The following is a 15,089-nucleotide window of genomic DNA, read 5'->3' on the forward strand; positions in this document are numbered from 1 at the left end:
CCCGGCGGCCCACTCACCCCCCGCGCCATAACCTGGCGGGATGCCGAGCACCGAACTGCGGGTCGCCCGCTTCGCCGACCTCGACGCCCGAACCTTCCACGACCTGGTACGCCTGCGCGTCGACGTGTTCGTGGTCGAGCAGGAGTGTGCGTACCCGGAGATCGACGGGCGGGACGTCGAGCCCGGCACCCGCCATGTCTGGCTGGCCCACGACGGCGCTCCGGTCGCGTACCTGCGGATCCTGGCCGAACCCGACGGGTCCGCCAGGATCGGGCGGGTGGTGGTGGCGCCGACGGCCCGCAGCGCCGGGCACGCGGGACGGCTGATGACGGCGGCCCTCGCCGAGATCGGCGACCGGCCGTGCGTGCTGGACGCGCAGTCGCATCTGGTCGACTTCTACACCCGGCACGGCTTCACGGTCAGCGGGCCGGAGTACGTCGAGGACGGCATCCCGCACATCCCGATGCACCGACCGCGCTGACACCGGCACCCGCTGACCGCGCCGCGACCGGCGACGACTCACCGCATTGACGGATGACGATGGTTTGTGCCATTCTTCCGGCCAGAGACAGCGTAGCGGGGCCGCGCTGACGACGCGGGAGGGGCAACTCCCGAGCGTCCGGGCATGTCGAGATCCGACGACTCCCCTGGGGGCCCTCCATGTCCAATTTGCTCAGATCATCGCGCGCACTGTGGCTGCTGGCCATCGCGGCCGTCGCCCTGTTGCTACTCACCACCGCGCTGACGAACCCCGTCTCCGCGCACGGCGCCACGGTCAACCCCGGTTCCCGCGCCTACGGCTGCTGGGAGCGCTGGGGTGGTGACCACATGAACCCGCAGATGGCCACCGAGGACCCGATGTGTTGGCAGGCCTGGCAGGCCAACCCGAACGCCATGTGGAACTGGAACGGCCAACTCCGCGAGGGGGTGGGCGGCAACCACCAGGCGGCCGTACCGAACGGCCAGCTCTGCTCGGGCGGGCGTGCCGAGGGAGGTCGCTACAACGCCCTCGACACGCTGGGTGCCTGGCGGACCACCCCGGTCCCCAACAGCTTCCAGTTGAAGTTCTTCGACCAGGCCAGCCACGGTGCCGACTACCTCCGGGTGTACGCGACCCGGCAGGGTGTGGACACGCTTACCAAGCCACTGGCCTGGTCCGACCTGGAACTGGTCGGCCAGATCGGCTACACGCCGGCGTCGCAGTGGCAACGGGAGGTCGACGGGGTGTCGATCCAGGTTCCGGTGAACGCGCCCGGCCGCACCGGCCGGCACATCATCTTCACCGTCTGGCAGGCCAGCCACTTCGACCAGTCGTACTACCACTGCAGCGACGTGCAGTTCGGTGGCGGCACCACCCCACCGACCACCACCCCACCGACCACCACGCCGCCCACGACCACGCCGCCGACCACCACGCCACCCACCACCACCCCACCGACCACTACCCCGCCCACCACCAACCCGCCGCCGGCGGGTGCCTGCTCGGCGACGTACCGGGTCACCTCGACCTGGTCCGGTGGGTTCCAGGGTGAGGTGCAGGTGACCGCCGGCAGCGCGGCCATCCGTGGCTGGCGGGTGACCTGGACGTACGCCAACGGCCAACAGGTCAGCCAGGCGTGGAACGCCACCGTGACCTCCAGCGGTTCCACGGTGACCGCCACAAATGTCAGCTACAACGGCAGCCTCGGAGCCGGAGCCAGCACCGGCTTCGGCTTCCTGGCCTCGACCGGTGGCACCAACAGCACACCGACGCTGACCTGCTCAGCGACCTCCTGACCCCGGCCGGGGCCGCGCCGGACTCCTCAGGCGCGGCCCCCGCCCGGCTCAGCGCACCGCCCGGTTCGGCGCCCCGCCCGCCCGGCTCAGCGCCCCGCCCGCCCGGCTCAGCGCCCCGCCCGGCCAGCTCAGCGCCCCGCCCGGTTCGGCGCACCGGGCGTCGTGCCGGCCCGACCGGCTCAGGCGAGGGCGGCGACGATGTCGGCGATCGAGCGGCGGCGGCCGGTGTAGAACGGCACCTCCTCGCGGACGTGCAGCCGGGCCCGGGACGCGCGCAGGTCACGCATCAGGTCGACGATCCGGTGCAGTTCGTCGGCCTCGAAGGCGAGCATCCACTCGTAGTCGCCGAGCGCGAACGAGGCGACCGTGTTGGCGCGTACGTCCGGGTAGCCCCGGGCCATCTTGCCGTGCTCGGCCAGCAACTCCCGCCGTTCGGCGTCCGGCAGCAGGTACCAGTCGTAGGAGCGGACGAACGGGTAGACGCAGAGGTAGGAGCGGGCCTGTTCACCGGCGAGGAACGCCGGGATGTGGCTCTTGTTGAACTCGGCCGGCCGGTGCAGCGCCATCTGCGACCAGACCGGGGTCATCGCCCGACCCAGCGTGGTCCGCCGGAACCGCAGGTACGCGTCCTGCAGGTCGTCGCTGGACGACGAGTGCCACCAGATCATCAGGTCGGCGTCGGCGCGCAGGCCGGACACGTCGTAGGTGCCGCGCACCACGACGTCCTTGTCGGCCAGCTCCTCGATCAGGGACTCGACCTCGCCGGTGACGTTGTCCCGCAGTGACGGCAGCGGCGCGCTGACCCGGAACACCGACCACATGGTGTAGCGGATCGTGTCGTTGAGTTCCTTCAGTCTGGCGGCGTTGCTCTGCTCGGTCATCTCCCCGGTCCCTCCAGTGCTGTGATGATCTCCTCGGCCGCGGTCTCGCCGGAGCGGACGCAGACCGGGATGCCGACCCCGTCGTAGCCGGCGCCGGCCAGCCGCAGCGTCGGATGCGCCGCCCGCAGCGCCGTACGCGCGCCGGCCACCCGGTCGAGGTGACCGGGGGTGTACTGCGGCAGCGCCCCGCCCCACCGCTGCACGTGCCCGTCGACCGCCGCGGGCAGCGGCCCGTCGAGCACCGCCGACAGTTCCCGGTGCACGGTGGCGGCGAGGTCCTCGTCGGGGCGCTGGAGCTGGTCCTCCTCGCCGTACCGGCCGACCGAGGCGCGCACCAGGGCCAGCCCGTCGCGCCGGCGCAGGTGGCCCCACTTGGTGGTGAAGAAGGTGGCCGCCTTGATCAGTAGGCCCTCGGTGCTGGGCACCAGGAAGCCGGAGAGCTGCGGCAACGTCGGCTCGGGCAGGGCCAGGGTGACCAGCGCGACGCTGGCATAGTCCAGCCCGCCGATCTCCTTCGCCGCCACCGGGGCGATCTCGGTGAGCAGCCGGGCCGCCGGCCGGGCCGGCACGGCCAGCACCACCGCGTCGACGTCGACATGCTCGGGGTCACGGGTCGGCCCGACCGTCAGCCGCCAGCCGGCGGCGGTCGGGGTCAGCTCGCGTACCGTGGCGTGCCGGCGGACGGTCGCCCCGCTGGCCGCCACGGCCGCGTCGACCAGGGCGCTCAGCCCGCCGTCGAGGGTGCCGAAGACCGGCTCGCCGGGCGCGCGGGGCGTGGCCGCCTGCGCCGCGCGGACCGCGCCGAGCAGCGTGTGCTCCACCCGGGCGGCCCGGGCCAGGGCCGGCATGGTGGTGACCAGGGACAGGTCGTCGGCGCGGCCGGCGTACACGCCGCCGAGCATCGGATCGACCAGCCGGTCGACCACCTCGTCGCCGAACCTCGCACGGACCAACGCGCCCACGGACACGTCGTCGTCGGGGCCGAGCAGCGGCCCACCGCCGTCGCGGTCGGCGTCCGGGGTCGGCCGCGCCACCGCCGCCACCTTCGCCAGATCACCGGGTACGCCGACCAGCGTGCCGCCGGGAATGGGGCGCAGCCCGCCGTCGACGGCGAGGGCCGCCTGCCCGGCGCTCGGATGCACGATCCGTCCGGCCAGGCCGAGCCGGCGGACCAGGGCCACGGCGGCGGACTCCCCGCCGGCCGGGTCACGCATCAGGAACGACTCGGCGCCGAACTCGACCGGCCCACCGGCCAGCTCACCGGTGCGCAGCTTGCCGCCGAGCGCGCCGGACTGCTCGTACACGGTGATGTCGAGGTCGGCGGGGGCGCGGTCGCGCAACCGGACCGCGGCGGCCAGGCCGGCGATGCCGCCGCCGACCACCGCCACCCGCCGCCGCGTCGCCATGGTGGTCAGTCCAGCCCGGCTGGCCGGGCGGACAGCTCGTGCACCAGCGCGACCACCCGGGTCAGCACCTCCGGGTCGGTCTCCGGCAGCACGCCGTGACCGAGGTTGAACACGTGCCCCGGCGCGGCCCGGCCCTGGGCCAGGATCCGGCGCACCTCGGCCTCCACCACCGGCCACGGGGCGAACAGCAGGCACGGGTCGAGGTTGCCCTGCACGGCGCGGTCCGGCCCGATCCGGCCGGTCGCCACGTCCAGCGGGGTACGCCAGTCGACGCCGACCACGTCGGCCCCGGCCTCACCCATCGCGCCGAGGAGTTCGCCGGTGCCGACGCCGAAGTGGATCCGGGGCACCCCCGCGTCGGCGAGCCCGGCGAGCACGGCCGTCGAGTGGGGCAGCACGAACCGGCGGTAGTCGGCCTCGGAGAGCGCACCGGCCCACGAGTCGAAGAGCTGCACCGCCGACACACCGGCTTCGATCTGCACCCGCAGGAACGCCAGGGTCACCTCGGCCAGCCGGCCGGCCAGGGCGTGCCACAGCTCCGGCTCGCCGTACATCAGCGCCTTGGTCTTCGCGTGGGTACGCGACGGGCCGCCCTCGACCAGGTAGCTGGCCAGGGTGAACGGTGCGCCCGCGAAACCGATCAGCGGGGTGTCGCCCAACTCCTTGACCAGCATCCGGACCGCCTCGTCGACGTAGCCGACGTCGTCGCGGCCGATCGGCCGGATCCGCTCGACGTCGGCGGCGCCACGCACCGGTTCGGCCACCACCGGCCCGGTTCCGGGCACGATGTCCAGCTCGACCCCGGCGGCGGCGACCGGCACCACGATGTCGCTGAACAGGATCGCCGCGTCCACCCCGTGCCGGCGTACCGGCTGGAGGGTGATCTCGGTGACCAGATCGGGCCGGCGGCAGGACTCCAGCATCGCCACGTTGGCCCGGATCTCGCGGTACTCCGGCAGTGACCGGCCGGCCTGGCGCATGAACCAGACCGGGGTGTGCGGTACGGGCCGGCGGCGGCACGCCCGCACGAAGGGCGAGTCGGCGGGCCCGCCGGGGCGGGATTCGTCGTCTCGGGCGGCGGTGCCCGTGGTGTCGGTGGTCATCGCGGTCATCGTGCCACGCGCCCGGCGCGCTCCCGCGCCCACCGCCAGCATTGTGACGTGGCCGGAGGAACCGGCCGACACCGGTCGGCCGACTCGGTGTGGCCTGGTGATCGTCGGCGCGCCTCGACGCCGGGACCGGGGCGGCGGCATAGGCTGCGGGCATGGCCCCCCCGCTCGCGCTTCCGGACACCTTCGCCCGCGCGGTCGCCGGGCTCCGGTCGGCGACGCCCCGGCCGGAGATCCTGCTGGAGGAGGTGGGCGCACCGCAGCGGCTGGCGCCGTACTCGTTCGCACTCTCCGCCTCCGTCTCGCCCGACGCCGACGAGGTGGCCAGCGGTCGGCTGATCCTGCTGCACGACCCGGCCGGGCACGAGGCCTGGCAGGGCACCCTGCGACTGGTCACCTACGTGAGCGCCGAACTGGATGTCGACCTCGCCGCCGACCCGCTGCTGCCCGGGGTGGGCTGGACCTGGCTGACCGATGCCCTCGACGCCCAGGAGGCGGGGTACCGGGCCATCGGCGGGACGATCACGCAGACGATGTCGACCCGTTTCGGTGAGCTGGCCGGCCCGCCCGCGACCGGTGACGTCGAGATCCGGGCCTCGTGGACCCCGACCGGCGTCGACCTCACCCCGCACCTGCACGCCTGGTGCACCCTGCTCGCCTCCACCGCCGGCCTGCCGCCGCCCGGCGTCACCGCCCTGCCGGAGCGCCGCCCGGCCACCGCCGGCTGAGCGAGGTCGACGTGCCGACACGCGGCGGGACGGGTGCGCGCCGCCCGATCCACTCGCGCACTAGGGTTGTCAGGTGACCGACGAAACACCCCTACGCCGTCGGGCCGCCGCAAGCCGTACGGGAAACGACACGCACCACCCGCGGTCGGCGCGGCCGGAGCCGTCGGACGCGGGGACCGAGCCCACCAGCGGCGAGACCGTGCCGCTGACCGCGCCCCGCGAGGGCACCCCCGAGCCGGTGGCCGCCCCGGAGCAGTTCGCCGAGGTGGTGGCCCGGTTCGCGGCCGGTGCCGGGCCGGTGGCCCTGGACGCCGAACGCGCCTCCGGCTACCGCTACAGCCAGCGGGCGTACCTCGTACAGCTGCGCCGCGCCGGCGCGGGCACCGCCCTGATCGACCCGCTACCGCTGCCCGACATGAGCGCCCTGGACACCGCGATCGCCGAGGCCGAGTGGGTGTTGCACGCGGCCAACCAGGACTTGCCCTGCCTCGCCGAGCTCGGGCTGCGTCCGCGCCGGCTGTTCGACACCGAACTGGCCGCCCGGCTGGCCGGCTTCGAACGGGTGGGGCTGGCCGCGCTCACCGAGCAGTTGCTCGGCTTCGGCCTGGAGAAGCACCATTCGGCGGCGGACTGGTCGAGCCGGCCGTTGCCGGAGTCCTGGCTGACCTACGCCGCGCTGGACGTGGAGTTGCTGACCGACCTGCGGGACGCGCTGGACGCGGAGCTGACCCGGCAGGGCAAGTCCGAGTGGGCGGCGGAGGAGTTCGCCGCGCTGGTGCGTACCGGTGCCCGGCCGCCCCGGGTGCGGGCCGAGCCGTGGCGACGGACCTCCGGCATCCACCGGGTGCGCGGGGCGCGGGCGCAGGCCCGGGTCCGTTCCCTGTGGTATGCCCGCGACCAGATCGCGGCCCGGCGGGACGCCGCGCCGGGGCGGGTGCTGCCCGACTCGGCGATCGTCGCGGCGGCCGAGCTGGACCCGAAGGACGAGCGGGCGCTGCTCACCCTGCCCGGCTTCGGCGGTCGTTCGGTGCGCCGGCTGGCCCGCACCTGGCTGGCGGCGCTGGACGACGCGCGGGAGTTGCCGGACGCCGCGTTGCCGGTGGCGCCGACGGTGGAGGGCCCGCCCCGCCGCACCGGTGGGCCGAGCGGGATCCGGCCGCCGCCGCCCGCCTGGCCCGCTGCCGGGAGGTGGTGTTGCGGGTGGCCGGCGAGCACAATCTGCCACCGGAGAACCTCATCTCCCCCGACACGGTCCGCCGCGTCGCCTGGCAGCCCCCGGAGGAGATCACCGAGGCCACCGTCGCCGAGCTGCTGCGCGGCTTCAACGCCCGGGAGTGGCAGCTCACCCTCCTCCTCCCCGACCTCGCCGACGCCCTCCTGCCCGCCCTCTCGTCATGATCGGCGGGGCGGCGGGCCGGTGAGTGTGGGGTGGGCCACAGCCCGCCGTGCGGCGCGGCTTATTACTGACGAGTAGCATCGGGGAAACGCCAGTGCCGGCGACCCCCGTTCGGCCCTGGCGCCGTCTGCGGCCGAACTGTGGCCGAAAGGGAGGCTCATCGTGCCCCGTGAAGTCCGGGACGTCGTGTTCGTCGACGGCGTCCGCACCCCGTTCGGCAAGGCGGGTGGCATGTACGCCAACACCCGCGCCGACGACCTGGTGATCCGCTGCATCCGCGAGTTGCTGCGCCGCAACCCGCAGCTGCCACCGGAACGGGTCGAGGAGGTCGCCATCGCCGCCACCACCCAGATCGGTGACCAGGGCCTGACCATCGGTCGCACCGCCGCCCTGCTGGCAGGTCTGCCCAAGACCGTCCCGGGCTTCGCCATCGACCGGATGTGCGCCGGGGCCATGACCGCCGTGACCACCGTCGCCAGCGGCATCGCGGTGGGCGCGTACGACGTCGCGATCGCCGGTGGCGTCGAGCACATGGGCCGCCACCCGATGGGCGAGGGCGTCGACCCGAACCCGCGCATCGTCGCCGAGAAGCTTGTCGACCCGTCCGCGCTGGTGATGGGCTCCACCGCGGAGAACCTGCACGACCGGGTCCCGCACGTCACCAAGCAGCGCACCGACGCGTTCGCCCTCGCCTCGCAGCAGAAGACCGCGAAGGCGTACGCCAACGGCAAGCTCCAGGACGACCTGGTCCCCGTGGCGATCCGCGACCCGGAGACCGGCTGGGGCCTGGCCGCCGTGGACGAGGCACCCCGGGACACCTCGCTGGAGAAGCTCGCCACCCTCAAGACCCCGTTCCGGCCGCACGGCAAGGTCACCGCGGGCAACGCGGCCGGCCTCAACGACGGCGCCACCGCCAGCCTGCTCGCCGACGAGGCGACCGCCCGCGAGTTGGGCCTGCCGATCGCGATGCGGCTGGTGTCGTACGGCTTCGTCGGCGTCGAGCCCGAGGTGATGGGCGTCGGTCCGATCCCGTCGACGGAGAAGGCGCTGCGCATCGCCGGCCTGACCATCGACGACATCGGCCTGTTCGAGCTGAACGAGGCGTTCGCCGTGCAGGTGCTCGCCTTCCTCGACCACTTCGGCATCGCCGACGACGACCCGCGGGTCAACCAGTGGGGCGGCGCGATCGCCATCGGTCACCCGCTCGCCTCCTCCGGCGTGCGGCTGATGACCCAGCTCGCCCGGCAGTTCGCCGAGCACCCCGAGGTCCGCTACGGCGTCACCGCCATGTGCATCGGCATCGGCATGGGCGGCACCGTCATCTGGGAGAACCCACACTGGACGGAGTCCAGCAAGCCGGCTCAGCGGAAGGGTGGAGACAAGTGAACGCGCTCGCCGCACCGAACGAGGTCGTCACGAAGGCCCTGCTGCGGCAGGTGAACGTGCCGGGGCTGGACCGTCCGGCCGCCCTGATCACCCTGGACAACGGGTTCGACCACACCAAGCCGAACACCTTCGGTCCGGGCGGCCTGACCAGCCTCGACGAGGCGATCAGCGCCGCCCTCGCGGCCGATCCGGCGTTCGTCGCGGTCACCGGCAAGCCGTACGTCTTCTGCGTCGGCGCGGACATCGTCGGCCTGCCGGCGTTGCGGTCCCGCGAGCAGGCGCTGGAGATCGGCCGGCTCGGCCACCGGGTCTTCGCCCGGCTGAAGGACAGCCAGATCCCGACCTTCGCCTTCGTCAACGGCGCGGCCATGGGCGGTGGCCTGGAGCTGGCCCTGCACTGCCACTACCGGACGCTGTCGGCGGGCGCGGCGGCCCTCGCCCTGCCCGAGGTCTCCCTCGGCCTGATCCCGGGCTGGGGTGGCACCCAGCTACTGCCGAACCTGATCGGCATCCCGGCGGCCACCCAGGTGATCATCCAGAACCCGCTGATGCAGAACAAGATGCTCAAGCCGAAGCAGGCCGCCGAGCTGGGCATTGCCGACGTGCTGCTGGAGCCGGCCGACTTCCTGGAGCGCTCCCTGGAATGGGCGGCCGGCGTCGTCCGGGGCGCGGTCACCGTGACCCGGCCGGAGGTCGACAAGGACATGTGGGCGGGCGTGCTCTACTTCGCCCGGCAGACCCTCGATCAGCGGCTGCACGGCGCGGTCCCGGCCGCGTACCGCGCGCTGGACCTGCTGGAGACGGCGAAGGACGCCGACTTCGCCACCGGCACCGCCGCGGAGGACGAGGCCCTAACCGACCTGGTCTTCTCCGAGGAGTTGCGCAGCGGCCTGTACGCCTTCGACCTGGTGCAGCGGCGGGCCAAGCGGCCGGCCGGCGCGCCGGACAAGGGCCTGGCCCGGCCGGTCACCAAGGTGGGCATCGTCGGTGCCGGCCTGATGGCCAGCCAGCTGGCGCTGCTGTTCGCCCGCCGCCTCCAGGTGCCGGTCGTGCTGACCGACCTGGACCAGGCCCGGGTCGACAAGGGCGTGGGCTACGTGCACACCCAGATCGAGAAGGCGGTCAGCAAGGGCCGGATGGACAAGGGCACCGCCGCGAAGCTGTACGGCCTGGTGTCCGGCTCGCCGAAAGCAGAGGCCTTCGCCGCGTCGACGCCGGGCCAGCGCACGTCGTTCGCTGACTGTGACTTCGTCATCGAGGCCGTCTTCGAGGACCTGGACGTCAAGAAGCAGGTCTGGGCCGAGCTGGAGAAGATCGTCAAGCCGGAGGCCGTACTGGCGACGAACACCTCGTCGCTGTCGATCACGGCGATGGCGGCGGAGCTGGAGCACCCGGAGCGGGTGGTCGGCTTCCACTTCTTCAACCCGGTCGCGGTGCTGCCGCTGCTGGAGATCGTCCGGGGTGAGCGCACCGACGATGTCACCCTGGCCACCGCCTTCGCGGTCGGCAAGCAGCTCAAGAAGTCGAGTGTGCTGGTGAAGGACGCCCCGGCGTTCGTGGTGAACCGGCTGCTCACCCGCTTCCTCGGCACGGTCTTCGCCGCCGTCGACGCCGGCACCCCGCTGGAGGTGGCCGACCGCGCCCTGGACCCGCTGGGCCTGCCGATGCGCCCCCTCGCCCTGCTCCAGCTGGTCGGACCGGCGGTCGCGTACCACGTCGGCGGCACCCTGCAGACCGCGTTCCCGGACCGATTCGGGGTCAGCGAGAACCTGAAGCGGATCGCCGACTCGGGCCAGCCGATCGTCGTCGACGACGAGATCAACGCCGAGGTGGCGAAGCTGTTGGTCGTCGGCGACCAGCCGCTCACCGAGGAGCAGGTCCGCCGCAACGCGCTGGACGCGCTGGCGCAGGAGATCCGGAAGATGCTCGACGAGGGCGTCGTCGCGCAGGCGCAAGACATCGACCTGTGCATGATCCTCGGTGCCGGCTGGCCGTTCCACCTGGGCGGCGTGACGCCGTACCTGGACCGGACCGGCACCAGCGAGCGGGTCACCGGCCGGCGGTTCCTGCCGCCCGGCGCGGCCAGCCTGGCCGGCTGAGCGGGGGCCGAGAGGGATTGAGGCGCCTGGCTACGATGACCGGTTCCACCGACACCAGGAGCTGACAGCATGTCCCACCCTCCGGACGAGCACCAGAACCCGCCGGCCGCCGGGTACCCGCCCGCGCCCGCGGGCCCGTACCCGGCGGCGGCTCCCGGTCCGTACCCCCAGCCGGGGGCCGCGCCGTATCCGCCGGCCGGTGGCTCGTCGGTGCCGCAGCAGCCCGGTGGTTACCCGCCGCCCGGCGGTCCGTGGCCCGGCGGTCCGTGGCCTGCCGGTCCGGGACCCGCCGCAGCACCGTCGAAGGGGTTCGGCGTCGGGAAGATCGTGCTGATCGTCCTCGCGGTGCTCCTGGTGCTCTGTGCCGGCGGTGCCACGGCCATCTGGTTCGCGGTGAAGGACGAGGTCGGCGAGGCCGTGGACGCCACCCGGACCCGGATGGTCGCGCCGGACACCCTGGCCGGCCGGCCGAAGATCACCGACCCGGAGTTGCAGCAGGCGGCCGACGACATGGTCCGCAACATCACGTCCACGGTGCAGAACGAGACCAGCGCGGTGGGCGCCTTCTACGGTGACCTGGCTGCGGAGGACCTGGTCATGATCGCGGGCGCGTCCGGGCTGATGGCCGACCCGCAGCAGGAACTGGATCAGGCGATCACGGATCTTTCCGCCCAACTGGGCCTCACCAATGTGGCGGCGACCGATCCGGGTCCGCTCGGCGGCGAGGCCAGCTGCGGCGACGGCCGGTCGGACGGTCTGCCGCTCGGTGTCTGCGCCTGGGCCGACCGGGGCAGCGTCGGCGTGTTCGTGATCTTCTTCGCGTCCCGTGCGGACGCCGAGGCGGAGTTCACCACCATCCGCGGCCAGATCCAGCAACGCGAGTGATTCGGTAGCCGGCGTGGGCCGGGCCCCGCCGCCGAGGCGGCAGCGGCCCGGCTCCGCCGCCTGCTGGCTCACCACGTGTCACCGTGCGGCCTCCACGGTCGGCGCGGCGTCCGCGGCCGGCAGGTCGACCGTCACCTCCAGACCGCCGCCGGGCTGTGCCACGGCGGTCACCGCGCCGCCGTGCGCATCACAGACCGCCCGGACGATGGACAGGCCGAGGCCCGATCCGCGCGCCCCCGTGCGTTCCCGGCCACCGCGCCGGAAAGGCTCGAACAGCCCCGGCACGTCGGCCGGGTCCACCTCGAAACCGGTGTTGCCGACCACCAGCCAGGAGCGCTGCCCGTCCGAGCCGGTGCGCACCCAGAGCCGGCCGTGCAGGTGGTTGTAGCGGACCGCGTTCTCGATCAGGTTGCCGGCCAGCCGGTCCAGCAGCCCGGGATCGCCGACCACCGGCGCCGGTTTCAGGGACGTCCGCACGTCCAGCTTGATCCGCTCGACCTCCCGGCGTACGGCGGAGAGCGCGTTGACGGTGCCGGCGGCCAGGTCGCACTCGCTGCGCCGGCCCAGGCGACGGCCGGTCTGCGCCTCGCTGCGCGCCAGCACCAGCAGCGCGTCGACCAGCCCGTTGGCCCGCTCCGAGGCGTCGCGCACCACGGTGGCCATCCGGCGGTACTCGGCCGGATCCGCCTCGTCGTCGCTGAGCGTCACGTCGATCTCGGTACGCATCACCGCCAGCGGCGTACGCAGTTCGTGGGAGGCGTTGGCGACGAACCGTTTCTGCGCCTCGAAGGCGGCGGCGATCCGGTCCAGCATCGCGTCGAACGTGTCGGCCAGCTCGGCCACCTCGTCGTCCGCCCCGGTGTAGCAGATCCGCTGGTGCAGGGTGGTCTCGCCGAGCCGGCGGGCCGTGGCGGTGACCTGGTGCAGCGGGCGCAGCGCCCGGCCGGCGACCGCGTACGCCCCGACCACGCCGACCACGCCGATCGCCAGCAGCGCGGCCAGTCCCTTGGCCAGCAGTTCCCCGGAGGCCGAGTCGACCAGCTGCCGTTGCCAGGCGGCGCCCTCCAGCGTGCTTCCGTCGGCCAGCACCACGGTGGTGCCGGGCAGCAACTCGTCGGTGGGACGCAGCGCGTCGCGGACCAGCAGCCAGGCCAGCAGCACCAGGATGGCGCCCGCGCCGACCAGCAGCACGCCGTTGAGCAGGGTCAATCGCAGCCGCAGCGTCGGGCGCAGGGTGGGCCGCCGCAACGTGGGCCGCCGCAGTCCGGACCCCAGCCGCAGCGTCGGCCGCCGCAGTGGGCGGGTCACGCCCCCACCTCGGCCGTGCGGTAGCCGGCACCGACCACCGTCTCGATCAGTGGCGGGTCGCCGAGCTTGCGGCGCAGGGTCATCACCGTGACCCGGACGATGGTGGTGAACGGGTCGGTGTTGGCGTCCCAGACCCGCTCCAGCAGTTCCTCGCTGGACACCACCGCGCCCCGCGCCTTGAGCAGCTCGCAGAGCACGCCGAACTCCTTGTTCGTCAGCTCCACCGGCACCCCGCCCCGGGTCGCCGTGCGTCGTGCCGGGTCGACCACCAGGTCGGCCGCCTCCAGCACCGGCGGGGCCGCCGGGGTGGCCCGCCGGCCCAGCGCCTGCACCCGGGCGACCAGCTCGTCGAAGGCGAACGGTTTGGGCAGGTAGTCGTCGGCGCCCAGCGCCAACCCCTCGACCCGGTCGGCGACGGTGCCGCTGGCGGTCAACATCAGCACCCGGGTCAGCGCGCCGGACGCGGCCAGCTCGGCGCAGATCTGGTCGCCGTGCATGCCGGGCAGGTCCCGGTCGAGCACCACCACGTCGTAGCGGGTCACGAAGGCCAGTTCGTGACCGTTGTCGCCGTCGTAGGCCACATCCACCGCCATACCACGCTTGCGCAGGCCACGCGCGATCGCGTCGGCGAGGTTGCGCTCGTCCTCGACCACCAGTACCCGCATGTTCCGCCCCTTTTCGCCCCAGCGACCACCGACAACGTAGCGCCGGCGACCAAGCCGCCCCCACCGCGGGCGCGCTCGGCCCGGCCCGCCTGGCGGCGGCGGGGTCAGCCCGGCAGCTGCCAGATGCCGTAGCCGCCGTCGAACAGGCGGCAGGCGACCAGGTCGTACCGGCCCTGGCAGCTGCCGCCGGCACGGGGCAGCACGTCGATCCGGCGCGCCGGTCGTCCGCTCGGGTCGAGGCGGGCCAGCACCAGGCCCTCGTCGCTGAGCGGGCGCACGCCGAGCAGCTGCGGCGCGTACTCGTAGCGGATGATCGGCTCCCACGTCCCGTGTTCGGTCACTATCGCACCGGTCTCCACGTCGAGCGTGACCACCTCGTTGGTGCCCCTGACCAGCGCGACGGTGTTGCGTTCGCCCACCAGCATGAGGTCGAGGACATCGCCGCTGCTCCACCGGACGGCCCCGGTGCCCGGGTCGAGGACGGTCAACCCGCCGCCGGCCATTCCGGCGCAGAGCAGCCGGCCGCAGGGGGTGACATAGGTGGCCGTCGGCACGCTCACCTGCCAGCGCCGGATCAGCCCGTCGACGGTGTGCGCGGCGATGGTGTTCGAGTTGCGGATGACCAGCACGAGGTCACCGACCACCGCGGCCTGCTGGTAGCCGGCCGGGTCGTCGTCGGGTGCGGGCAGGCGGTGCCGGATCGTGCCGGTCTCCGGATCGACCACCTCGACCTCACCGTCCACCGTGGCCACCACGACGGCGTCGACCACGCCGTCGTGCTGGCGGTAGTCGACGCTGGCCGCCGACAACGGCATGGACCACAGTTCGCGGGCCGTGGCCAGCTCGATCATGCGCAGCGAGTTCGACACCCCGTCGTTGAACGTACGCAGCAACGCCCGGTCGGGCATGTCGAAGATCGCGATCCCGGGCTGGCGCCAGCGCTCCTGGCCGGTGCGGGCGTCCAGTCGCACGGTCTCGCTGGTCCTGGTGGACTCCCGGCCCATGGAAACCAGCACCCCACCGTCGTCGACGGACTGCACCCGGTAGATCCGGTTGGCCGGTTGCACCGGCACCCGCCACAGCGGTGCGAGGCGCTGCGGCCGGACGGTGGCACGCACCGGCCGCGGATAGGCGAGCAGCTCCTGGCTACCGTCGGTGACCTGCGGCATCGGCGAGACGGCGAAGATCTGGTCGTCGGTGAGGAACAGATCGGTCCCCAGCGCCGCGGCCACGGTCGCGTGGATCCGCCGGGCCGGCGGCGCGGCGCCGGCCAGGGTCAGCAGCGCGACCAGCGCCACGACGGCGGCCCCGAGGCGACGGCCACCGGTCCGGCGCCGGCGCGTCGGCGCCGGATCGGCCGGCTCGGTCAGCTCACCGAGGTCGATCAACGTCACGCTCGTCCTCCCCCGCCGCGCACCCGCGGCACGGCCGTCACGGCCCGTCGGGTGGC

The 15,089-nt window shown here is 73.6% G+C and carries 12 protein-coding genes and 1 pseudogene; 7 read left to right on the forward strand and 6 right to left on the reverse strand.

The window, feature by feature from the left end; all coding sequences use genetic code 11:
- Positions 1–40 precede the first annotated feature (40 nt).
- A complete protein-coding gene (locus KIF24_RS21235) occupies positions 41–481 on the forward strand; it encodes a GNAT family N-acetyltransferase (protein ID WP_221085530.1) in 441 nt (146 codons plus the stop codon).
- A gap of 179 nt (positions 482–660) precedes the next feature.
- A complete protein-coding gene (locus KIF24_RS21240) occupies positions 661–1,776 on the forward strand; it encodes a lytic polysaccharide monooxygenase auxiliary activity family 9 protein (protein ID WP_221085531.1) in 1,116 nt (371 codons plus the stop codon).
- A 179-nt stretch (positions 1,777–1,955) separates the two neighbouring features.
- Here KIF24_RS21240 and hemQ read toward each other — a convergent pair whose 3' ends face one another.
- Genes hemQ through hemE form a run of 3 tightly spaced genes read right to left on the reverse strand, consistent with a single transcriptional unit; the run spans position 1,956 to position 5,166 of the window.
- Complete coding sequence (gene hemQ, locus KIF24_RS21245) at positions 1,956–2,657, reverse strand: hydrogen peroxide-dependent heme synthase (RefSeq protein WP_221085532.1); 702 nt, start codon at positions 2,655–2,657, stop codon at positions 1,956–1,958.
- A complete protein-coding gene (gene hemG, locus KIF24_RS21250) occupies positions 2,654–4,063 on the reverse strand; it encodes a protoporphyrinogen oxidase (protein ID WP_221085533.1) in 1,410 nt (469 codons plus the stop codon). The genes hemQ and hemG overlap by 4 nt, the downstream gene beginning before the upstream one ends.
- 5 nt (positions 4,064–4,068) lie before the next feature.
- A complete protein-coding gene (gene hemE / locus KIF24_RS21255; RefSeq protein ID WP_221085534.1) occupies positions 4,069–5,166 on the reverse strand; it encodes a uroporphyrinogen decarboxylase in 1,098 nt (365 codons plus the stop codon).
- 161 nt (positions 5,167–5,327) lie between these two features.
- On the opposite strand from hemE, the gene KIF24_RS21260 reads away from it, so the two are divergent.
- From KIF24_RS21260 to KIF24_RS21280, 5 genes and pseudogenes are all read left to right on the forward strand, one after another.
- Complete coding sequence (locus tag KIF24_RS21260; RefSeq protein WP_221085535.1) at positions 5,328–5,900, forward strand: DUF3000 domain-containing protein; 573 nt, start codon at positions 5,328–5,330, stop codon at positions 5,898–5,900.
- A gap of 199 nt (positions 5,901–6,099) precedes the next feature.
- A pseudogene (locus KIF24_RS21265) lies at positions 6,100–7,298 on the forward strand (HRDC domain-containing protein).
- Between the two features lie 160 nt (positions 7,299–7,458).
- Positions 7,459–8,682, forward strand: a complete 1,224-nt coding sequence (locus KIF24_RS21270) for a thiolase family protein (protein WP_221085536.1) — start codon at positions 7,459–7,461, stop codon at positions 8,680–8,682.
- Positions 8,679–10,781 (forward strand): 3-hydroxyacyl-CoA dehydrogenase NAD-binding domain-containing protein, encoded by a 2,103-nt coding sequence (locus KIF24_RS21275; protein ID WP_221085537.1) that lies wholly within the window; start codon positions 8,679–8,681, stop codon positions 10,779–10,781. Before KIF24_RS21270 ends, KIF24_RS21275 begins: the two co-directional genes overlap by 4 nt.
- A gap of 69 nt (positions 10,782–10,850) precedes the next feature.
- Positions 10,851–11,666 (forward strand): hypothetical protein, encoded by an 816-nt coding sequence (locus KIF24_RS21280; RefSeq protein ID WP_230415809.1) that lies wholly within the window; start codon positions 10,851–10,853, stop codon positions 11,664–11,666.
- Positions 11,667–11,744: 78 nt separating this feature from the next.
- On the opposite strand, the gene KIF24_RS21285 is transcribed toward KIF24_RS21280, so the two are convergent.
- From KIF24_RS21285 to KIF24_RS21295, 3 genes are all read right to left on the reverse strand, one after another.
- On the reverse strand, positions 11,745–12,914 hold the full coding sequence (locus tag KIF24_RS21285) for a sensor histidine kinase (RefSeq protein WP_221087478.1): 1,170 nt from the start codon (positions 12,912–12,914) through the stop codon (positions 11,745–11,747).
- Between the two features lie 56 nt (positions 12,915–12,970).
- Positions 12,971–13,639 (reverse strand): response regulator transcription factor, encoded by a 669-nt coding sequence (locus tag KIF24_RS21290; RefSeq protein WP_221085538.1) that lies wholly within the window; start codon positions 13,637–13,639, stop codon positions 12,971–12,973.
- A gap of 104 nt (positions 13,640–13,743) precedes the next feature.
- Positions 13,744–15,033 carry an outer membrane protein assembly factor BamB family protein gene (locus tag KIF24_RS21295; RefSeq protein ID WP_221085539.1) on the reverse strand — a complete coding sequence of 430 codons (1,290 nt, stop codon included), beginning with the start codon at positions 15,031–15,033 and terminating at the stop codon, positions 13,744–13,746.
- Positions 15,034–15,089 lie beyond the last annotated feature (56 nt).

Source organism: Micromonospora tarapacensis (assembly GCF_019697375.1).
Taxonomy (GTDB): domain Bacteria; phylum Actinomycetota; class Actinomycetes; order Mycobacteriales; family Micromonosporaceae; genus Micromonospora; species Micromonospora tarapacensis.